The organism is Noviherbaspirillum sp. UKPF54 (assembly GCF_007874125.1).
Classification (GTDB): Bacteria; Pseudomonadota; Gammaproteobacteria; order Burkholderiales; family Burkholderiaceae_D; genus Noviherbaspirillum.
In genome coordinates, this window is record NZ_CP040128.1 from 577,178 (window position 1) to 593,787 (window position 16,610).

A 16,610-nucleotide genomic window follows, 5' to 3' on the forward strand; every position below is an offset into this window, starting at 1 on the left:
CCGAAGCGCCGTCTTTCGATCAACGATTGCACGTGGAAAACTGGACATGGACAGCAACGCCGAATCGGTTGTGCCAGCCATCGATCCGCTACCGTGAGCAAGGAAAAATCGATGCGCAGCTTCCCCATAGGCCGTTTCCGCTTCACTGTCCTAGATGACGGCACATGGCGCTTTCCGGCGCACTTCTTTTTTCATAACGTGCCGGAAGCGGCCTGGCGTGCCCTGCTCGACGTCGATGCGCAGGGAAAGATCCCGGTCGGGCACAACTATGGCCTGGTGGATACCGGAGAGGAGTTGATCGTGATCGATACCGGCTACGGCGACGAAACCCACGGCGGCTGCACCGGCCATCTGCTGGAAGACTTTACTCGCGCGGGCTACCGGCGCGAGCAGGTCGGCACCGTCATCCTCACGCACGGGCACGGCGACCATATCAAGGGCAATACGACCTTGCGCGACGGGGAGCGCCGGCCGACCTTCCCGCGCGCCCGCTACCACCTGGCTCGGGCCGACTGGGAGTGGTTCGGCGGGCCGGGGCATGTGCCCGAATTCGACGAGCAATTGGCCGTGCTTGCGCGGCTGGGCAGGCTCGCGCTGGAGGAAGGCGAGACGGAACTGTTCCCCGGGATTTCGCTGTTGCCGACGCCCGGCCACACTCCCGGCCATACCAGCGTGCTGATCGAATCGACTGGACAATGCGCGCTCTTTCTCGGCGACGTCTGTCACCACCCGCTGCATTTCTCGCATCCCGGCTGGGTGAGTTCCTTCGACACCGATCCCGGCATCACGCCGCGCACCCGCAGACGGCTGTTTGCGCTGGCCGTCGAGCGTGACGCGCTGCTGGTATGTCCGCATGCGCCGGCCCCCGGCCTGGGGCGCCTGCGCAAGGAAGGCGACGGCTATGCATGGCAAGCGCTGCAATGACAACAAAAGGAGAAGACGATGAACGATACACCGAGAATACTGGGCGTGAACCGTACCCAGGATGCCAGTCTGTGCCTGATGGAGGGATCGCGCGTGGTGTTTGCGATTCAGAAGGAAAGGCTGACGCGGCAGAAGCACCACTGGGGTAAGGTCGATGACCTCCGCCAGGTATACCTGCCGCGGCTGGCTGCGCTGGACGGGGCCATCGACGTGCTGGTCGAGTGCTACTCGTCTGACAGCGAGATCGGCAACCTGGCCGCCTACGAACAGGAACTGATGGAAGCGCTGCGGTTTTCCCCCGGCTGCCGCCGCGCGCGCATCTCGCATCACCTGTCGCACGTATATAGCGTGTTCCACCCGTCGCCGTTCGAGGAAGCGGCGGTGATGATCATCGACGGGCAGGGCAGCGCCGTGTCCGACCTCACCGAGCAATGGAGCGGCGCGGCCGGCGTGCCGGGCGACTGGCGCGAAGTGTCGTCCTTCTACCGCGCCGACCGCCGGCATGTGGAGTGCATCGGCAAGCAGTTGTGGGACCGCGACGAGCGGCGCCTGGTGGGCCTCGGCATGTTCTATTTCCTGCTGACGCAGGCGATCTTCCCCGGCGAAGGCAACGAGGGCAAGGTCATGGGCATGGCGCCGCATGGCGATCCGGATGCACTCGCCCTTCCTCCGCTCGAGGTCGACGGCGCGCGGGTGTCGATACCGGCGCGCTGGTTCGAGATCCTGGCCGAGCGCGGGCGCTTCCGCTACGCCGGCGGCAAGGCGGCCGATGCCGCGCGCTTCGCCGATATCGCCAATCTCGCTGCTGCCGGCCAGCGCGCCTTCGAGGAAGCCGTGCTCGAGGTGGCGCGCTGGCTGCACCGGCAGACCGGCGCCGAGAACCTGTGCTTTGCCGGCGGGACCGGCCTGAATTGCTCGACCAACGACCGTCTGCTGCGCGAAACGCCGTTCCGGCGCGTCTTCATTCCGCCGGCGCCGAGCGATGCCGGCACCTCGCTCGGCTGCGCCGTCTACGGCTTGACCGAGCTGCTGGGACAACGCTGCGACTTCCGCTGGGACAGCGACTTCCTCGGGCCGCCGCCGCGCCTGGACGATATCGAAGCGGCGCTGCGCGGCGCAGACGACCTGCTGGTCGAGCGCATCGACGATGCCGAAGCGCTGTGCGCGCGCATGGTCGACCTGCTGTGCGCGACCAAAGTCGTCGGCCTGTACCAGGGCCGCAGCGAATTCGGGCCGCGCGCGCTCGGCCATCGCAGCATCCTGGGCGATCCGCGCCACGGCTACGTGCGCGACTGGATCAACGCCAGGGTCAAGGAGCGCGAGTGGTTCCGGCCGCTGGCGCCGATCGTGCTGCTGGAGCGCGCCGAGGAATTCTTCGACATCCGCCGGCCGTCGCCCTTCATGCAGTTCGCCGCGCCGGTGCGCCCGCAGGCGGCGCACGTCATTCCGGCGGTCACCCACGTCGACTGCACCGCGCGACTGCAGACGGTGGGCGAGAGCGACGATCCGCTGCTGCGCGCACTGCTTGCCGGATTCGATGCGCGCACCGGCGTGCCGGTCCTGCTCAACACCTCGTTCAACCGCAAGGAAGAGCCGATCGTGGAGACGCCGGCCGAGGCGCTCGAATCGTTTCGCCGCACGCCGATGCACGCGCTTGCCATGCCGCCGTTCCTGATACGCAAGCGCATCGAACCGGATGCGGTCGCATAGCTATTCACATAACCCTCCGCATTTTCTCCGGGGAGGCCCGCATGATCAGCGGTTATCCCGCCCGCGCCAGCGTGGCGCCGGGCGAACATCTGGTGCTGCATGTGTCGACAGATGCCGCGCGCTTTCGCGTGGTGTTTCACCGCTGGAGCGACGGCTTGCAGCAGGTGCGCGAAACGCCCTGGCTGGCCGGGAAACTCGCGCAGCCGCGTGGCGCGGCCGAAGACTGGCAGTGGCCGGCCTACGAATTCGCCATCCCGCGCGACTGGCCGTCGGCGGTGTACATCGCGCACCTGGAGGAGCCGGGCGGCGCGGCATTGCACCTGGCCGCCACCAGCGCGGCCGCGCTGTTCGTGGTGCGCGGCCAGGGGCGCAGCCCGATTCTCTACAAGCTTCCGCTGGCGACCTACCACGCCTATAACTGCACCGGAGGCGGCTGCTTCTACGTCAATCCGCCGCGCTCGTCCGATCCTCCGGGCGCGCGTGTTTCGCTGCATCGTCCCGGCGGCGGCATCGGCGGCGACACCTGGGGCGCGCTCGATCATTACGACCCGAGTTCGCCGCGCCAGACTTTCGCGCACTGGGATGCCCGCTTCATCGGCTGGATGGCGCGGCGCGGATGCACGCCCGATTTCTGCACCGACTTCGACCTCCATGACGACCCCGCGCTGTGCGGCCGCTACCGCCTGCTGCTCAGCGTGGGACACGACGAATACTGGAGCGAGACCATGCGCGACCGGGTGGAGGCCTTCGTGACGGCCGGCGGCAATGCGGCGTTCTTCGGCGCGAACATCTGCTGGTGGCGCATTCATGTGGTCGATAATGCAGGCGCGATCGTGTGCCATCAGGGCGGGCCGCGCGGCGCCTTCGACCATTGGTGGCCTCCGAGCGGCGCGGGCCGCCCGGAGGATGGGCTGACCGGCGCGAGCTATCGCCACGGCGGCGGCTGGTGGGATGGGCCGCGCCGCGCCGGCGGGTACGTGGCGCAGCAACCGCTGCACTGGGCATTCGCGGGCACCGGGCTGCGGCGCGGGCAATCGTTCGGGGCCGATACCTTGCCGCCGCTGGTCGGCTACGAGTGCGATGGCGCGCCGCTGCAGAGTTTTGACCAGGCGACCGGGATGGCGGAGCTTGCCGACGATGCCGGGCGCTGCGGCACGCCGCCGGACTTGCAGCTGTTGGCGGCCGCTGTGCTCGGCGGCGATTGGCAGGAGCTGCCGCCGCGCGAAAATCATGGCCCTGGCGCGGGCATCCATGCGGCTACCATGGCCGTCTTCACACGCAACGGCACGGTGTTTAGCGCCGGCACGACCGACTGGGCGCAGGTGCTTTCCAGCGGACAGGACAAGCGGGTGGAGCGGATCACCCGCAACATCATCGAAAGGCTGGGCGGCATGGAGCTTGCAGCGCCTTGATGCGGAAGGCGGCCGCCGGGGTAGCGTGCGGCTTGATAAGCAACGAACCTGAAAGGAGCATGAAATGATCGCTGCAAAATACAAAATGCGCGTAATTGTTACAGCTTGTTCGCTCGCACTGTTGTCGCTGGGCGGCCTTGTCTCGGCACAATCCATGGACACCAGCCGTCAGGAAAGCCAGCAATCAGGCAAGGCGCAAGCAAACGCCATGCAGCACATCAACGATGCCGCCGCGGTGGTCAAGAGGATGGAAAACGAGCCCGGCATGAACAAGTTGCTGCAGCAAGCCAAGGGCGTCTTCATCGTGCCGGAATACGGGCGCGCGGCGCTCGGCGTGGGCGGCAGCGGCGGGGCAGGCGTGCTGCTGGCCAAGAACAACGGTACCTGGGGAAATCCGGTTTTCTATAACATCGGGGGCATCAGCATCGGCGCCCAGGCCGGCGCCGAAGCGGGGCCGATCGCGATGGTGCTGACGAACGACAAGGCGGTCAACAGCTTCCGGCAGCAGAACAACTTCTCGCTCAGCGCCGACGCCGGGCTGACGATCGTCGACTGGTCGAAAGTCGCACAAGGCAATGCCGGCACCGGCGACATCGTCGCCTGGTCGGGCACCAAGGGCCTGTTCGGCAGCGCCGCCATCGGCGTGCAGGACATCCGCTTCAGCCAGGATCAGACCAGTGCCTACTACCGGCGCGAAGTGGCGGCCAACGATGTCATCAGCGGCAAGGTGCAGAACCCGCATGCCGACGTGCTCAAGGAGGCGCTCGCCGGGATCTCGTCGGAGACGTCTACCGGCAGCTCGGGCTCCATGCGGGGCGGCGCTTCCGGCAGCGGACAAGGTACCTCCTCGCCATCCGGCTCGTCGGACAGCAACAAGTAAAAGAATCGGCGCCTTGGGGCGCCGATTCTTTTTTCGGCACGCGGCGATCATAGGGCGTTTTCGGCGGCGCCCCGGTTCAACGGTGCTCAGCGGGCGCGCAGCGATGCGAGACAGGCCGCGCCGCATTGCGCGAAGATGGTATGGACTTGCACACCGTCGGCGCCGCAGGCCAGCGCCGCTGCCACATCGCCGGCGCTGCGTATGCCGCCCACGGCGACTAGCGCGGCCTTGCCATGCAGGTGCGCCGCCAGATGGCGCAGGCGGGACAGGCGCCCCACATTCTCGGGCAGCACCGCCGTGACCGCGTCAAAGCCTGCATCCGCCGCCGCCTCGGCCAATATCAGCGGAAGCATGCCGTCTGAACCGAGCGGCAGCTTGAGCGCCAGGGCGACGCGTCGTCCCGACTCCTTTGCGCATCGTCGCCGCGCGGCGGCGACGGCTTCCATCGCATGCATGAGCAGAGGCAGGAGTGCTGCGGATAACAACGGCCGGTAACGGCGCGCGCTCAGATTGAAACTCAGGTAATCGGCCACGTCATACGCGGCGTGCAGCCCGCAGACCCACTCGGCCGCCAGCGCCGCCGGACTCGCGCCGTCGCCCATCCCGATCCCGATCCCGATCCCGATCCGCGCGTCGGCGCATCTCGCCAGCGCCGCGAGCCGGGCCGCCAGCGAGGCAACGCAGGGATGCTCGCCCGATTCGGGCCGCGGGATCGCCGTGCCGAATTCGACACTGTCGAACCCCGCTGCAAGCAATTCGGCCGCCCGGCTGCCATCCTTGTCGATGCCCCCGGCCAGCCCGATCCCGCCGGGCCACTGACGCCCGCTCATCCGCGGCGCCGCTGGAACTCGGCCATGAAGTCGGCCAGCGCAGCCACGCCAGCCAGCGGCATGGCGTTGTACAGGCTGGCGCGCAAGCCTCCGACCTCGCGATGGCCGCGCAAATGGGTCAGACCCGCCGCTTCGGCATCGCGCAGGAAGTGCTCGATCAGTCTGTCGTCGGCCAGATGGAAGCGCACATTCATCACCGAACGGTGGCCGGGTGCCACCGGCGCCGTGTAGAAGCCGCCGCTGCTGTCGATGGCACGGTACAGCAGATCCGACTTGCGCCGGTTGATCGCGGCGATGGCCGTCAATCCGCCGCAGTCGGCGATCCACTCGAAGACCATGCCCGCGAGCTGGATGGACAGTGTCGGCGGCGTATTGACGCCCCCCTCCGACGCCGCCTGCAGGCGATAGCAGAAGGGAGACGGGGCGGCGCGCGCCGGACGCCGCAGCAAGTCCTCGCGCACGATGACCACGGTCATGCCGGCCGGCCCGATGTTCTTCTGCGCGCTGGCATAGATCAGGCCGAAGCGGGAGACGTCGAGCGGCGCGCCGAGAAAGCAGGATGTCGCATCGGCCACCAGCGGCGCATCGCCGGTGTCGGGCCATTCGGGATAGGCAAGGCCGTCGACCGTTTCATTCGCGGTGATGTGGCAATACGCGCAGTCCGGCGGTACATGCCAGTCGCCGGCGGTCGGCGCGCTCAGCGGCTTTTCATCGGCATGCCTGGCGACGACGGCGACCTGCGCATAACGCGAGGCTTCCTGCATCGCGCGCCGCGACCAGTAGCCGGAATCGGCATAGGCGACGCGGGTCAGGCCGCGCGTCGGATCAAGCAGGTTCATCGGCACCGCCGAAAACTGATGCATGGCGCCGCCGGCGAGGAACAGCACGCGATAATTGTCCGGCACATCGAGAAGCTGCGCGAGGTGCACGCGGGCGTCATCGAGCACCTTGCGGAAGGCGGGCCCGGAAAACGGACGCTCGATCGCCGCCGCGCCGTCCGCACCGCGGCAAAACAATTCATCGCCAGCGCGTGCCAGCACCGCGTCGGGCAGGCGCGACGGCCCCGCGGCGAAATTCCAGACCGTGTCAACGCGGCGGGGCGGATGCAAAGTCATCGCGTCAGGCGGCAAGCAGGCCGCCGTGCGAACTGGCGGCCATGAAAAACAGGAGCGGGATCGACAGCATGGTATTGGTGCGCGACGACAGGTGGGTGATGCGCGAGCAGCGCAGGCGCTCTTCCAGCGTCGCCGGTTTGAGGCCCAGCACCTTTTGCTGGTGCGGCCAGAGCACCAGCCAGACGTTGGCCATCATCAGCGTGCCGATGTAGGTGCCCGCGCCGATCGGCGCCAGCGCGCCATGCAAACCGAGCGCGCCGGCCAGCCAGCCGCGCTGCTGCAGCATCAGGATGCCGGCGCACCAGGCAACCACCGAGGCCCAGCGGAAGAAGCCGTGCTCGCGGTTGAGCAGCGCCTGGAAGCGCGGGCTCGTGTCGTCGCTCAGATCGGCCGCCGCCGGAGGCCGCCAGGTCGGCCGCTGGATCACGCTCGAATAGTTGTGCCCGACCCAGATGACGCCCGCGGCGAAATGGATCCAGCGCAGCAGCAGGTCGAAAGGAACGCCGTCCATCGCGCGCCTCAGGCCAGCAGCCGCAGCAACGCGGACAGCAGGCCGGTCAGCAGCAGGCCGAGCAGCACCGTGCCGGCGGCAGTGTCGTAGGGATGGCGCATTCAATCCTCCATGAAGGCGGTCGACACGGCGCTGCCGGTGCGCTTATAGAGCGGCTTGCGAAAGCGCAGCGGGCGCGTCACGCTGCCCACCGCCTCCCGCACCACATGGTGATGCGGCGAACGGCTGCACGCGGGATCGGTGTTGGAGGCGTCGCCTGTGAGCAGGAAGGCCTGGCAGCGGCAGCCGCCGAAATCCTTCTCCTTTTCCGAACAGGAGCTGCACGGCTCCGGCAGCCAGTCGAGCCCCCGGTACTTGCGGAACAGCGGCGATTCATGCCACAGCCATGACAGCGGCTTGTCGCGCACCGATTCGAATTCCAGACCGGGAATCGCGCGCGCTTCCTGGCATGGCATGGCCACGCCGTCGGGGGCGATGGTCAGGTGGATCGCGCCCCAGCCGTTCATGCACGCCTTGGGCCGGCCTTCGTAGTAATCGGGAATGACGAAATAGATGGTCATGCTGCCGTCCAGCTTTTCGCGCCAGCGATTCACGGTCGCCTCCGCCGCGCGCACCTGCTCGATGGTCGGCATCAGCTCTTCGCGGTTGACCAGCGCCCAGTTGTAATACTGCAGGTTGGCGAACTCGATGTACTCGGCGCCCAGGCCGGATGCAAGTTCGCACATGGCGTCGATGTCGCCGATGTTCTGCCTGCCGACCGGCATGTTCAGCACCATCGGGAAGCCGTGCGCCTTGATCAGGCGCGCCGCTTCCAGCTTGTGCGCGTGCGCGCGTGCGCCGACCAGCTCATCGGTCAGCGCCGCCTTGGTCGACTGCAGCGACAGCTGCACCTGCTTAAGGCCGGCGTTCTTCAGCGTGAGCATGCGCGCCTCGGTGAGCCCGATGCCGGAGGTGATGAGGTTGGTGTAATAGCCAAGTTGATCCGCATAGGCCACCAGATCTTCCAGGTCGTCGCGCTGCAGCGGCTCGCCGCCGGAAAAGCCGAGTTGCAGCGCGCCCAGCGCGCGCCCCTCGCGCAGCACCCGTTTCCACTCCTCGGTGGACAGTTCGCGCTGCGCGTAGTCCTTGAAATCCAGCGGGTTGTTACACCAGGGGCACTTCAACGGGCAGCGATAGGTGAGCTCCAGCGTCAGCCACAGCGGTTTGCCGTCGCCGTCCAGGCTGATTCCCTTCGATTCTTTCGGCATGGTCGATTCCTTTCTCATCCAGCGTCTGATGCATTGTGGACTGGCGCGTCATAGGGCGCGACGAGATAGCGTGGAGACGGCCGTCGGTTTTTTACCGAGCGCGGGCTCGCGATTTTCTTGATGGAGGAGTTGCCTACATGCCGGCGCGCGTAGCGACCCGGGCGAGCGCCGCGACGCACGCCGCCGCCATGTCCGGCGCAAGCGCATTGTGCCCGCCGTTTTCCACGTCGAACCATTCGGCTTGCGGCAAGACGCGATGGACACGCCGTGCCGCGGCCGGCGGGCAGACCGCGTCGCGCCGGCCCTGCACGATGCACACGGGAATGTGGCGCAGGTTGGCGCAGCCGGCGAGCAGGGTATCCGGATCGGTGAAGCAGCCATTGTCCAGGTAGTGCGCCTGGATCGCGGTCTTGGCCAGGCGCCGCGCATCCGGCGCGTCCGCCAGCGGTGCTTCTCCCATCAGCGCCCGCTCGTAATCGAGCCAGCGGCGCGCTGCGCCGGCGTCGCGAACGAGCAGGCGCGCGGTATAGGCGCGCAGCAGATCGCCGCGCTCCTGCGGCGGAATGCCCTTCGCGAAGGCTTGCCACGCGATCGGCGCGGCGCCGTCCGCACCGTTCACGAAGCGCCGCAGCTCGTCATCCGAACCGAGAAATATTCCGCGCAACACCAATCCCGCGACCGGAGCCGGGTGCCGGATGGCATAGGCGAGCGCAAGCAGGCTGCCCCAGGATCCGCCGAACATGATCCAGCGTTCGATGCCGAGCGCTGCGCGGATGCGTTCGAGGTCGGCGACCAGGTGCGCGGTGGTATTGTCCTGCAATCTGCCCAGCGGTTCGCTGCGGCCGCTGCCGCGCTGGTCGAACAGCACGGCGCGAAAGCGGGACGGATCGAAGAAGCGGCGGTGCTCTGGCGAGCATCCGCTGCCCGGGCCGCCATGCAGGAAAACCAGCGGCATGCCGTCAGGTCGCCCGCATTCCTCCACGTACAGGGAATGACCGCCGCCGACGGACAGCTGATGCGTGCGGAAGGGCGCTGTCCTGGGCAATAGCGGCTCGTGCATGGCGAATGCCTTTATGCCTCCATCAGTCCCGAACGCATGGCGATGACAGCCAGCTCGGCTGCATTGGCGGCATTGAGCTTTTGCTTGATGTGGTAGAGGTGGGTGCCGACGGTGCTCGCGCTCAAATGGAAGTCCTGCGCCACCTGGTTCACGGTGCGTCCCTTCGCCAGCTGCAGGAAGACGGTGAATTCCTTTTCGGTCAGCGTATCGGCCGGATGGGCGGTGCCGGAAATCTGGGCCAGCGCCACTTGCTGCGCCAGTTCCGGATCGAGATAGCGTCGCCCGTGCGCGACCTGCCTGACCGCCTGTAGGAATTCCTCCGGCAGGCAGCGCTTGCACAGGTAGCCGGAGGCGCCGGCCTTGAGCGCGCGCACCGGTATTACCGCGTCCTGGTGCGCCGAGAGCATCAGCACCCGCGCCTGCGGGTGGCGGACGCACAGGCGCTCGAGTGCCGCCAGGCCGCCGGTGCCCGGCATCGAAACGTCCATCACCAGCACGTCCGGCACGACGTCGGCGTACAGGCGCAATGCCTCCTCGCCGCTGCCGGCTTCGCCCGCGACGGCCGCGCCAGCGCCTTCCAGCAGCAGGCGAAAACCCATGCGGACAATGGCATGGTCGTCGGCCAGCAGGATCTTCAGACCGGCAAGAGATGCGCTCATGATTATTCCTCCAGAGACGTGACATTGTTTAGCGGCAGCCGCACGCGCAGCCGCGTGCCGCTGCCCGCGGCCGTGTCGAATTGCAGTTCGCCCGCGAGCGCCAGCACGCGCTCGCGCATGCCGGCCAGACCGAAGCCGCAGCCGGCTGCCGCCGAGGGAGTGCCGAGACCGCGGCCGTTGTCGGCAAGGATCAGCTCCAGCCAGGCATCTTCACCGGCCCCGAGTCGGCGCAGCGTCACCTCCACCTGCGTGGCGGCGGCATGCCGGGCCACGTTGGTCAATCCTTCCTGGGTGATGCGCACGAGGGCCTGGATCACGTCGTCGCAGAGCGGCTGCGAGCCGGCATCCAGCATCATGCGGAGCGTGATGTCGGGATAGTGCTGCTGCCATGCCTGCAGGTAGCGGCGCAACGTATCGTCCGCGTCGGCGCCAGGGCCGTCTTGGAGCGGGCGCAGTCGATGCAGGATGGCGCGCACGCCATCCTGCATCTGCCCGGTCACGGCAACGATGCTCTGGGCCGGGCCGAGCAGCGCGGGCTGGTCGCCGCTGCGCTGCGCGATGGCGCCGGCCAGCGCACGCATGGCGGTGATGCCCTGCGCCAGCTCGTCGTGCAGTTCGCGTGCGATGCCGCGGCGCTCGCCTTCGATTCTTGCCTGCAGGCGGTCGGCCCATTCGCGCTCGCTTCTCAGTCGCACGTTGTCGTTGACGGCTTCGACGAGGCGATCGGCCATGCCGTTGAAAGCTTTCGCCAGCCGTCCGAGTTCCGGTGCCGGAAAGACCGGCAGGCGGGTGTCAAAGCACCCGCGGCCGGTGCGGTCGAGGGCCGCCATCACCTGGCCAAGGGGGCGCAAGGCGCGATCGAGCGCATGGCGCACCGCGAAGAACAGCACCACCAGCAGCACGCCGGCCCACCCGGCCATCGCGCACAAATCGTCCCACGCATCCAGCGTCGCGCGCGACCCATCGGGGCGCAGGATCAGCGTCAGCTCGCCGGCCTCGACCCGATGCGCGGCGAATCCGGGTTCGACCAGGGCGGCGAACCAGCCGGGAGCGGAATGGCCGGCCTTGTAGGTCGGCTGCGGAGAGAGATAGCGCCGCCGGCCGAAAGCATCGACGGCTTCCAGTGCATTGGCGCGGATCCGGCCTGCGGCCTGCAGATGCGCGAGCAGCCGCTGGCTGGTCCAGCCGGGCGGCTGTGTGCGCATTTCGAGTGCGACGGCGCCCAGCCACTGCTCGGCGACCCGGGTGGCGGCCTGAACTTCTTCGCGGATCGAATCTTGCGTCTGCTTCAGCCACAGGCTTCCCAGCGCCAGCACCAGCGCCGCGGCGAGCGCCGTCAGCACCAGGCTGATGCGGGTATGCAGGCTCAATTCGTCCAGTCGCAGTGTAGTGGTCATGGTTGCATTCGCCTCCTGATCGGGCGCACGGCCCACGGTCAGTTGGCCAAGGCAAGTTCCGAGCCATGCCGCCGGCGGCGCGCCTGCCGGCTGCGGGTAGCTTGACCTGTTCAAGAATCGAGCAGGGTGTACCAACATGGAACAACGGGCGTCGAGCGGAGCGGCTCCAGAAATCCATGACGGCGATTTCGCAAATCCATGCATGCGGCGCATTTCCGGCCGCTTGCATACTGGGCCCATGAAACTACTCGTACTCGGATCGGCCGCCGGCGGCGGCTTCCCGCAATGGAATTGCAACTGCCGCAACTGCGACGGCGTGCGGCAAGGACATGTGCGGGCGCGCCCGCGCACCCAATCGTCGATTGCCGTCAGCGTCAACGGCAGCGACTGGGCGCTGTTCAATGCCTCGCCCGACATCCACGCCCAGCTCCGCGCCAACGCCTGCCTGCAGCCGGGCAGGGGGCTGCGCGACACCGGCATCGCTGCGGTGGTGCTGATGGATGCCCAGATCGACCACACCACGGGCCTGTTCATGCTCAGGGAAGGCAAGCCGCTCGATGTGTGGTGCACGCCGCAGGTACGGGAAGACCTCGTTTCCGGCAACCCCATCTTCAATGTGCTGTCGCACTTCTGCACGGTGCGCTGGCAGCCGCTGCGGGCGGAGCCGCCGACGGCGTTCGCCATTCCCGCGCTCGGCGGCGTGCGCTTCACGCCGGTGCCGCTGACAAGCAAGGCGCCTCCGTATTCGCCGCATCGTCACCATGCGCAGCCGGGCGATAACATCGGCGTGCTGATCGAGGAACTCGCGAGCGGGAAAAAGATTTTCTACGCTCCCGGCTTCGGCGCCATGGAGCCGCACCTGGAGCCTTATCTCGCCGAGGCCGACTGCGTCCTGCTCGACGGCACCTTCTGGACCGATGACGAGATGATCCAGCTCGGCCTGTCCGGCCATACCGCGCGCGCCATCGGGCATCTTCCGCAGAGCGGGGCAGGCGGCATGATCGCGCTGCTGTCGCGCTTTGAAAAGCCGCGCAAGATCCTGATCCACATTAACAATACCAACCCGATCCTGGATGAGGATTCCGCGCAGCGCGCCGAGCTGGCGCGAGCCGGCATCGAGGTGGCGTGGGATGGCATGCTGATCGAAACGGGAGACGAACCATGAACATGATCGAGAGCCGGCCATGGAGCGGCGAGGAATTCGAGGCGCGGCTGCGCGCCATGGGCGAGCGCTACCACATCCACCATCCGTTCCAGCTGATGATGCATCGCGGCCAGCTCAGCCGGGAACAGATCCAGGGCTGGGTGGCCAATCGCTATTACTACCAGATCAATATCCCGATCAAGGACGCCGCCATCCTTGCCAACTGCCCCGAGCGCGAAGTGCGCCGCCATTGGGTGCAGCGCATTCTGGATCACGACGGTTGCGACGGCGACGAGGGCGGCATCGAAGCCTGGCTGCGCCTCGGCGAGGCGGTGGGGCTGCCGCGCGAGCAAGCCGTGTCGCAAGAGCGGGTGCTGCCTGGCGTGCGCTTCGCGGTGGATGCCTACGTCAATTTCGCACGCCAGCGGCCATGGCAGGAAGCGGCCGCGGCCTCGCTCACCGAGCTGTTCGCGCCGGCCATCCACCAATCCCGCCTCGACTTCTGGCCGCGGCATTACCCGTGGATCGAGCCGGAAGGCTACGACTACTTCCGGCGGCGCCTGAGCGAGGCGCCGCGCGATGTGGTCAACGGCCTGCGCATCACCCTTGGCCATTTCAATACGCGCGAACTGCAGGAGCGCGCGCTGGACATCCTGCAGTTCAAGCTCGACATCCTGTGGACGATGCTCGACGCGATGATGCTTGCCTATGCCGATGTGCAAATCGGCGGGTGGGGGCGTTATGCGCCGATGGAACGCGGCGCGGCTCCATCATGATTTTCATGAGCCGCTTTTGGCGAAATCGCGCTGGAGCGGCGCGCGCGCCAAACAGATAATCAACCAAGGAGCGGCATGTCGCCGCTTCATAATTCAAGGAGACTTGCAATGATCTGGGAAACCCCCGCCTACTGCGAAATCCGCCTCGGCTTCGAGGTGACCGCCTATGTCTACGTGCGTTAATTACGCGCATTGAGCGGCAGTCCGGGCGGCGAGCCATTGCGCTTGCGCCCGGCGCCCATACCATCATGACGACGTCACACACCGATACCCGCGAGGAAGCCCGTCCTCGGTTAGCACCGCATTTCGTGTTCCGCTGGGAAGACAGCCAAGATGCCTACATCCTGCTGTACCCGGAAGGGCTGATCAAGCTGAATCCGTCGGCCGGCGAAATCCTGAAGCGCTGCGATGGCCAGACCAGCGTGGCAACCATTGTGGCCGACCTTCAGGCGGCTTTCCCCGGCTCGGACAACGAGATCGCCGAGGGCGCCAGGGCGTTCATCCATACCGCCCGCATGAAGGGGTGGCTGCGCAGCTGACGGCGCCGGTCTATCGGCCGCGCCTCTTTTTTCGGCGCTGCGCCGCTTATCCGATAAAAAAGAAATCCCCGCCCGATTTTCGTCGGGCGGGGATTTTTTGCCTCGGCTTTCCGGCAATTGCCGGATGTATTCCAAGGACGTATGTCGATCAGGCGAAGTTCTTGGCCACGAAATCCCAGTTCACGAGGTTCCAGAACGCTTCCAGGAACTTCGGACGGGCATTGCGGTAGTCGATGTAGTACGCGTGCTCCCATACGTCGCAGGTCAGCAGCGCCTTGTCGGCGCTGGTCAGCGGCGTAGCGGCGTTCGAGGTGTTCACGATGTCCACCGAACCGTCGGCCTTCTTGACCAGCCAGGTCCAGCCGGAGCCGAAGTTGCCCACTGCGGACTTGGTGAATTCTTCCTTGAACTTGTCGAACGAACCCCATTTCTGGTTGATCGCATCGGCCATCGCACCGGTCGGCGCGCCACCGCCGTTCGGCTTGAGGCAGTTCCAGAAGAAGGTGTGGTTCCACACCTGGGCAGAATTGTTGAACAGGCCGCCGGACGACTTCTTGACGATGTCTTCCAGGGACGCGTTTTCGAATTCGGTGCCCTTGATCAGGTTGTTCAGGTTGGTGACGTAGGTCTGATGGTGCTTGCCGTAGTGATACTCAAGGGTTTCCTGAGACATGTGCGGCTGCAGCGCGTCCTTCGCATACGGCAGGGGAGGGAGGGTATGTTCCATGGTGCTCTTCCTTTCTATTTCTTGGGTTGCTGTCGTTTTTGTAAGATATCAATTGTATGTCGGATGCGAATCGGCTGCTTGAAGCCGGCATTTGACGCATCGCCAAGCGAGTACCGGAACTTTCCGAGCCTGAAATCGAGAGAAACCTTATTCAAGCGCCGGCTGCACGCTGGCAATGCCTACCTCCGCCGAGCCGTCGGCCAGCCGCATTGTGACCGCCTGGCGCGGATGCAAATCCTTCGGGCTGCGCACGATCCTGCCCTTGGCGTCGAGCACCATCGCATAGCCGCGTTCCAGCGTGCGCTGCGGATTGAGCAGTTCCAGTTGCGCCTGCAAGGCGTCGAGCGCCTGCCGGTGCTGCCCAAGCTGCATGTTCATCGTGGCGGCCAGGCAGCGCGCATGGTCCTTGATGCGCGCGCGCGGCATCGCGGTATCCGGCAGCTGCGCCGCCAGGCGGGTGCGCAGGTGCGCCAGCGCGAAGCGCGAACGTTCGAAAGGCGCGCGCGCTGCGTGGCCCAGCCGGGCCTGCAAGGCTTGCAGCTTCAACCGTTCGCGGCCGATGTAGGACGACGGGCTGACCAGGCGGCGCGAGAACCAGTCGAGCGACTGCGCGCTGTCGGCCAGCTGGCGCCGCATCGCCCGCGTCAGGTCGTCCGCGTGCGCCTCCAGCGTCGCCAGCCAGTCGGCGCGCGGCAATGCAGCCATTTCGGCTGCCGCCGTAGGCGTCGGCGCGCGCAGGTCGGCGGCGAAGTCGGCGATGGTGAAATCGGTTTCATGGCCCACGCCGGAAACCACCGGCATGGCGCAGGCAGCAATCGCGCGCGCCACCGCTTCCTCGTTGAACGACCATAAATCCTCGATGCTGCCGCCGCCGCGGCACACCAGCAGCACGTCGCATTCGGCGCGGGCCGAGGCGGTATCTATCGCTTGCGCGATCTTTTGCGCCGCGCCTTCGCCCTGTACCGGCGTCGGGTATAGGATCACCTGTACGTGCGGCGCGCGCCGGCGCAGCGTAGTAAGGATGTCGCGCAGGGCCGCGGCCTGCGGGCTGGTGACGATGCCTATCGTCCTGGCAAACAGCGGCAGTTCGCGCTTGCGCGACGGATCGAACAATCCTTCGGCATTGAGCTTTTCCTTCAGCCGCAGGAATGCCTCGTACAGGTTGCCGACGCCGGCGCGCCGGATGGCTTCGACGTTGAGCTGGTAGTCGCCGCGCGGCGCGTACAGCGTGACCAGGGCGCGCACTTCGACCTTGTCGCCTTCCCTCGGTGAAAAATCGGCATATTGCGCGCGGCCCCGGAACATCACGGCGCGCACCTGGGCGCCATCGTCCTTGAGCGTGAAATACCAGTGCCCGGAGGCGGCGCGCGTGAAATTGGAAATTTCGCCGGACACCCAGGCCAGTGGGAAATTACGCTCCAGCATGCGCGCCACCGCCTGGTTCAGGGCCGATACCGTCAGCACCGAAGGCTTGCCTTCCGGATTGTCAAGTGCGGGGCCAGGATTCATGCGGTCATCCAAGGCAAAACCTTTCCACAGCCGCGACAATGTGTCATCTGGCCGTCATATATGGTTGCAAAAAACATTTTGCAGTCGTAAGTCTTTGATTTTAAAAAAGGAGTGGAATTTGATGTATTTCTGTGCAGCAAGGAAAAAACCTTTTGAATCAAATACTTTGC

At 66.4% G+C, this 16,610-nt stretch carries 17 protein-coding genes; 8 read left to right on the forward strand and 9 right to left on the reverse strand.

The genetic code is table 11. The features are described from left to right. The first annotated feature begins 111 nt into the window (after nucleotides 1-111). The 4 genes from FAY22_RS02660 to FAY22_RS02675 all read left to right on the forward strand — a co-directional run bounded on the left by FAY22_RS02660 (nucleotide 112) and on the right by FAY22_RS02675 (nucleotide 4,926). On the forward strand, nucleotides 112-924 hold the full coding sequence (locus FAY22_RS02660; RefSeq protein WP_168204747.1) for an MBL fold metallo-hydrolase: 813 nt from the start codon (nucleotides 112-114) through the stop codon (nucleotides 922-924). An 18-nt stretch (nucleotides 925-942) separates the two neighbouring features. Then, nucleotides 943-2,634, forward strand: a complete 1,692-nt coding sequence (locus FAY22_RS02665; RefSeq protein ID WP_146328793.1) for a carbamoyltransferase C-terminal domain-containing protein — start codon at nucleotides 943-945, stop codon at nucleotides 2,632-2,634. A 41-nt stretch (nucleotides 2,635-2,675) separates the two neighbouring features. Next, a complete protein-coding gene (locus tag FAY22_RS02670; RefSeq protein ID WP_146328794.1) occupies nucleotides 2,676-4,046 on the forward strand; it encodes a N,N-dimethylformamidase beta subunit family domain-containing protein in 1,371 nt (456 codons plus the stop codon). Nucleotides 4,047-4,200: 154 nt separating this feature from the next. After that, nucleotides 4,201-4,926, forward strand: coding sequence for a lipid-binding SYLF domain-containing protein (locus FAY22_RS02675; RefSeq protein ID WP_168204748.1), 726 nt, complete (start codon nucleotides 4,201-4,203; stop codon nucleotides 4,924-4,926). 86 nt (nucleotides 4,927-5,012) lie between these two features. On the opposite strand, the gene FAY22_RS02680 is transcribed toward FAY22_RS02675, so the two are convergent. From FAY22_RS02680 to FAY22_RS02710, 7 genes are all read right to left on the reverse strand, one after another. Next, nucleotides 5,013-5,756: a dihydroorotate dehydrogenase gene (locus FAY22_RS02680; protein WP_146328796.1), complete on the reverse strand. Its 744-nt coding sequence runs from the start codon at nucleotides 5,754-5,756 to the stop codon at nucleotides 5,013-5,015. Then, nucleotides 5,753-6,871 carry a 3-phosphoserine/phosphohydroxythreonine transaminase gene (gene serC / locus FAY22_RS02685; protein ID WP_146328797.1) on the reverse strand — a complete coding sequence of 373 codons (1,119 nt, stop codon included), beginning with the start codon at nucleotides 6,869-6,871 and terminating at the stop codon, nucleotides 5,753-5,755. The genes FAY22_RS02680 and serC overlap by 4 nt, the downstream gene beginning before the upstream one ends. Nucleotides 6,872-6,875: 4 nt before the next feature. Then, nucleotides 6,876-7,382: a urate hydroxylase PuuD gene (locus tag FAY22_RS02690; protein WP_146328798.1), complete on the reverse strand. Its 507-nt coding sequence runs from the start codon at nucleotides 7,380-7,382 to the stop codon at nucleotides 6,876-6,878. Nucleotides 7,383-7,483: 101 nt separating this feature from the next. Then, nucleotides 7,484-8,629: a pyrroloquinoline quinone biosynthesis protein PqqE gene (pqqE, locus tag FAY22_RS02695; RefSeq protein WP_146328799.1), complete on the reverse strand. Its 1,146-nt coding sequence runs from the start codon at nucleotides 8,627-8,629 to the stop codon at nucleotides 7,484-7,486. 133 nt (nucleotides 8,630-8,762) lie between these two features. Continuing rightward, the gene (pip, locus tag FAY22_RS02700; protein ID WP_146328800.1) at nucleotides 8,763-9,689 is read right to left on the reverse strand and encodes a prolyl aminopeptidase; all 927 of its coding nucleotides are present in this window, start codon (nucleotides 9,687-9,689) and stop codon (nucleotides 8,763-8,765) included. A gap of 11 nt (nucleotides 9,690-9,700) precedes the next feature. Next, the gene (locus tag FAY22_RS02705) at nucleotides 9,701-10,348 is read right to left on the reverse strand and encodes a response regulator transcription factor (protein WP_146328801.1); all 648 of its coding nucleotides are present in this window, start codon (nucleotides 10,346-10,348) and stop codon (nucleotides 9,701-9,703) included. Between the two features lie 2 nt (nucleotides 10,349-10,350). Next, on the reverse strand, nucleotides 10,351-11,745 hold the full coding sequence (locus FAY22_RS02710; RefSeq protein WP_146328802.1) for an ATP-binding protein: 1,395 nt from the start codon (nucleotides 11,743-11,745) through the stop codon (nucleotides 10,351-10,353). Between the two features lie 238 nt (nucleotides 11,746-11,983). Here FAY22_RS02710 and pqqB point away from each other — a divergent pair, with 238 nt between their 5' ends. The 4 genes from pqqB (at nucleotide 11,984) to pqqD (ending at nucleotide 14,204) form a co-directional block, all read left to right on the forward strand. Continuing rightward, nucleotides 11,984-12,910: a pyrroloquinoline quinone biosynthesis protein PqqB gene (pqqB, locus tag FAY22_RS02715; protein ID WP_146328803.1), complete on the forward strand. Its 927-nt coding sequence runs from the start codon at nucleotides 11,984-11,986 to the stop codon at nucleotides 12,908-12,910. Continuing rightward, on the forward strand, nucleotides 12,907-13,665 hold the full coding sequence (pqqC, locus tag FAY22_RS02720) for a pyrroloquinoline-quinone synthase PqqC (protein ID WP_371417342.1): 759 nt from the start codon (nucleotides 12,907-12,909) through the stop codon (nucleotides 13,663-13,665). The genes pqqB and pqqC overlap by 4 nt, the downstream gene beginning before the upstream one ends. Nucleotides 13,666-13,740: 75 nt before the next feature. Beyond that, nucleotides 13,741-13,848: a pyrroloquinoline quinone precursor peptide PqqA gene (gene pqqA, locus FAY22_RS02725; protein ID WP_210411884.1), complete on the forward strand. Its 108-nt coding sequence runs from the start codon at nucleotides 13,741-13,743 to the stop codon at nucleotides 13,846-13,848. Nucleotides 13,849-13,913: 65 nt separating this feature from the next. After that, complete coding sequence (gene pqqD, locus FAY22_RS02730; RefSeq protein ID WP_146328804.1) at nucleotides 13,914-14,204, forward strand: pyrroloquinoline quinone biosynthesis peptide chaperone PqqD; 291 nt, start codon at nucleotides 13,914-13,916, stop codon at nucleotides 14,202-14,204. 148 nt (nucleotides 14,205-14,352) lie between these two features. Here the strand turns inward: pqqD and sodB are convergent, their stop codons facing one another. Together sodB and xseA are read right to left on the reverse strand one after the other, a co-directional pair. After that, nucleotides 14,353-14,931 carry a superoxide dismutase [Fe] gene (gene sodB, locus FAY22_RS02735; RefSeq protein ID WP_146328805.1) on the reverse strand — a complete coding sequence of 193 codons (579 nt, stop codon included), beginning with the start codon at nucleotides 14,929-14,931 and terminating at the stop codon, nucleotides 14,353-14,355. Nucleotides 14,932-15,078: 147 nt separating this feature from the next. Further along, a complete protein-coding gene (gene xseA, locus FAY22_RS02740; RefSeq protein ID WP_146328806.1) occupies nucleotides 15,079-16,440 on the reverse strand; it encodes an exodeoxyribonuclease VII large subunit in 1,362 nt (453 codons plus the stop codon). Between the last annotated feature and the right edge of the window lie 170 nt (nucleotides 16,441-16,610).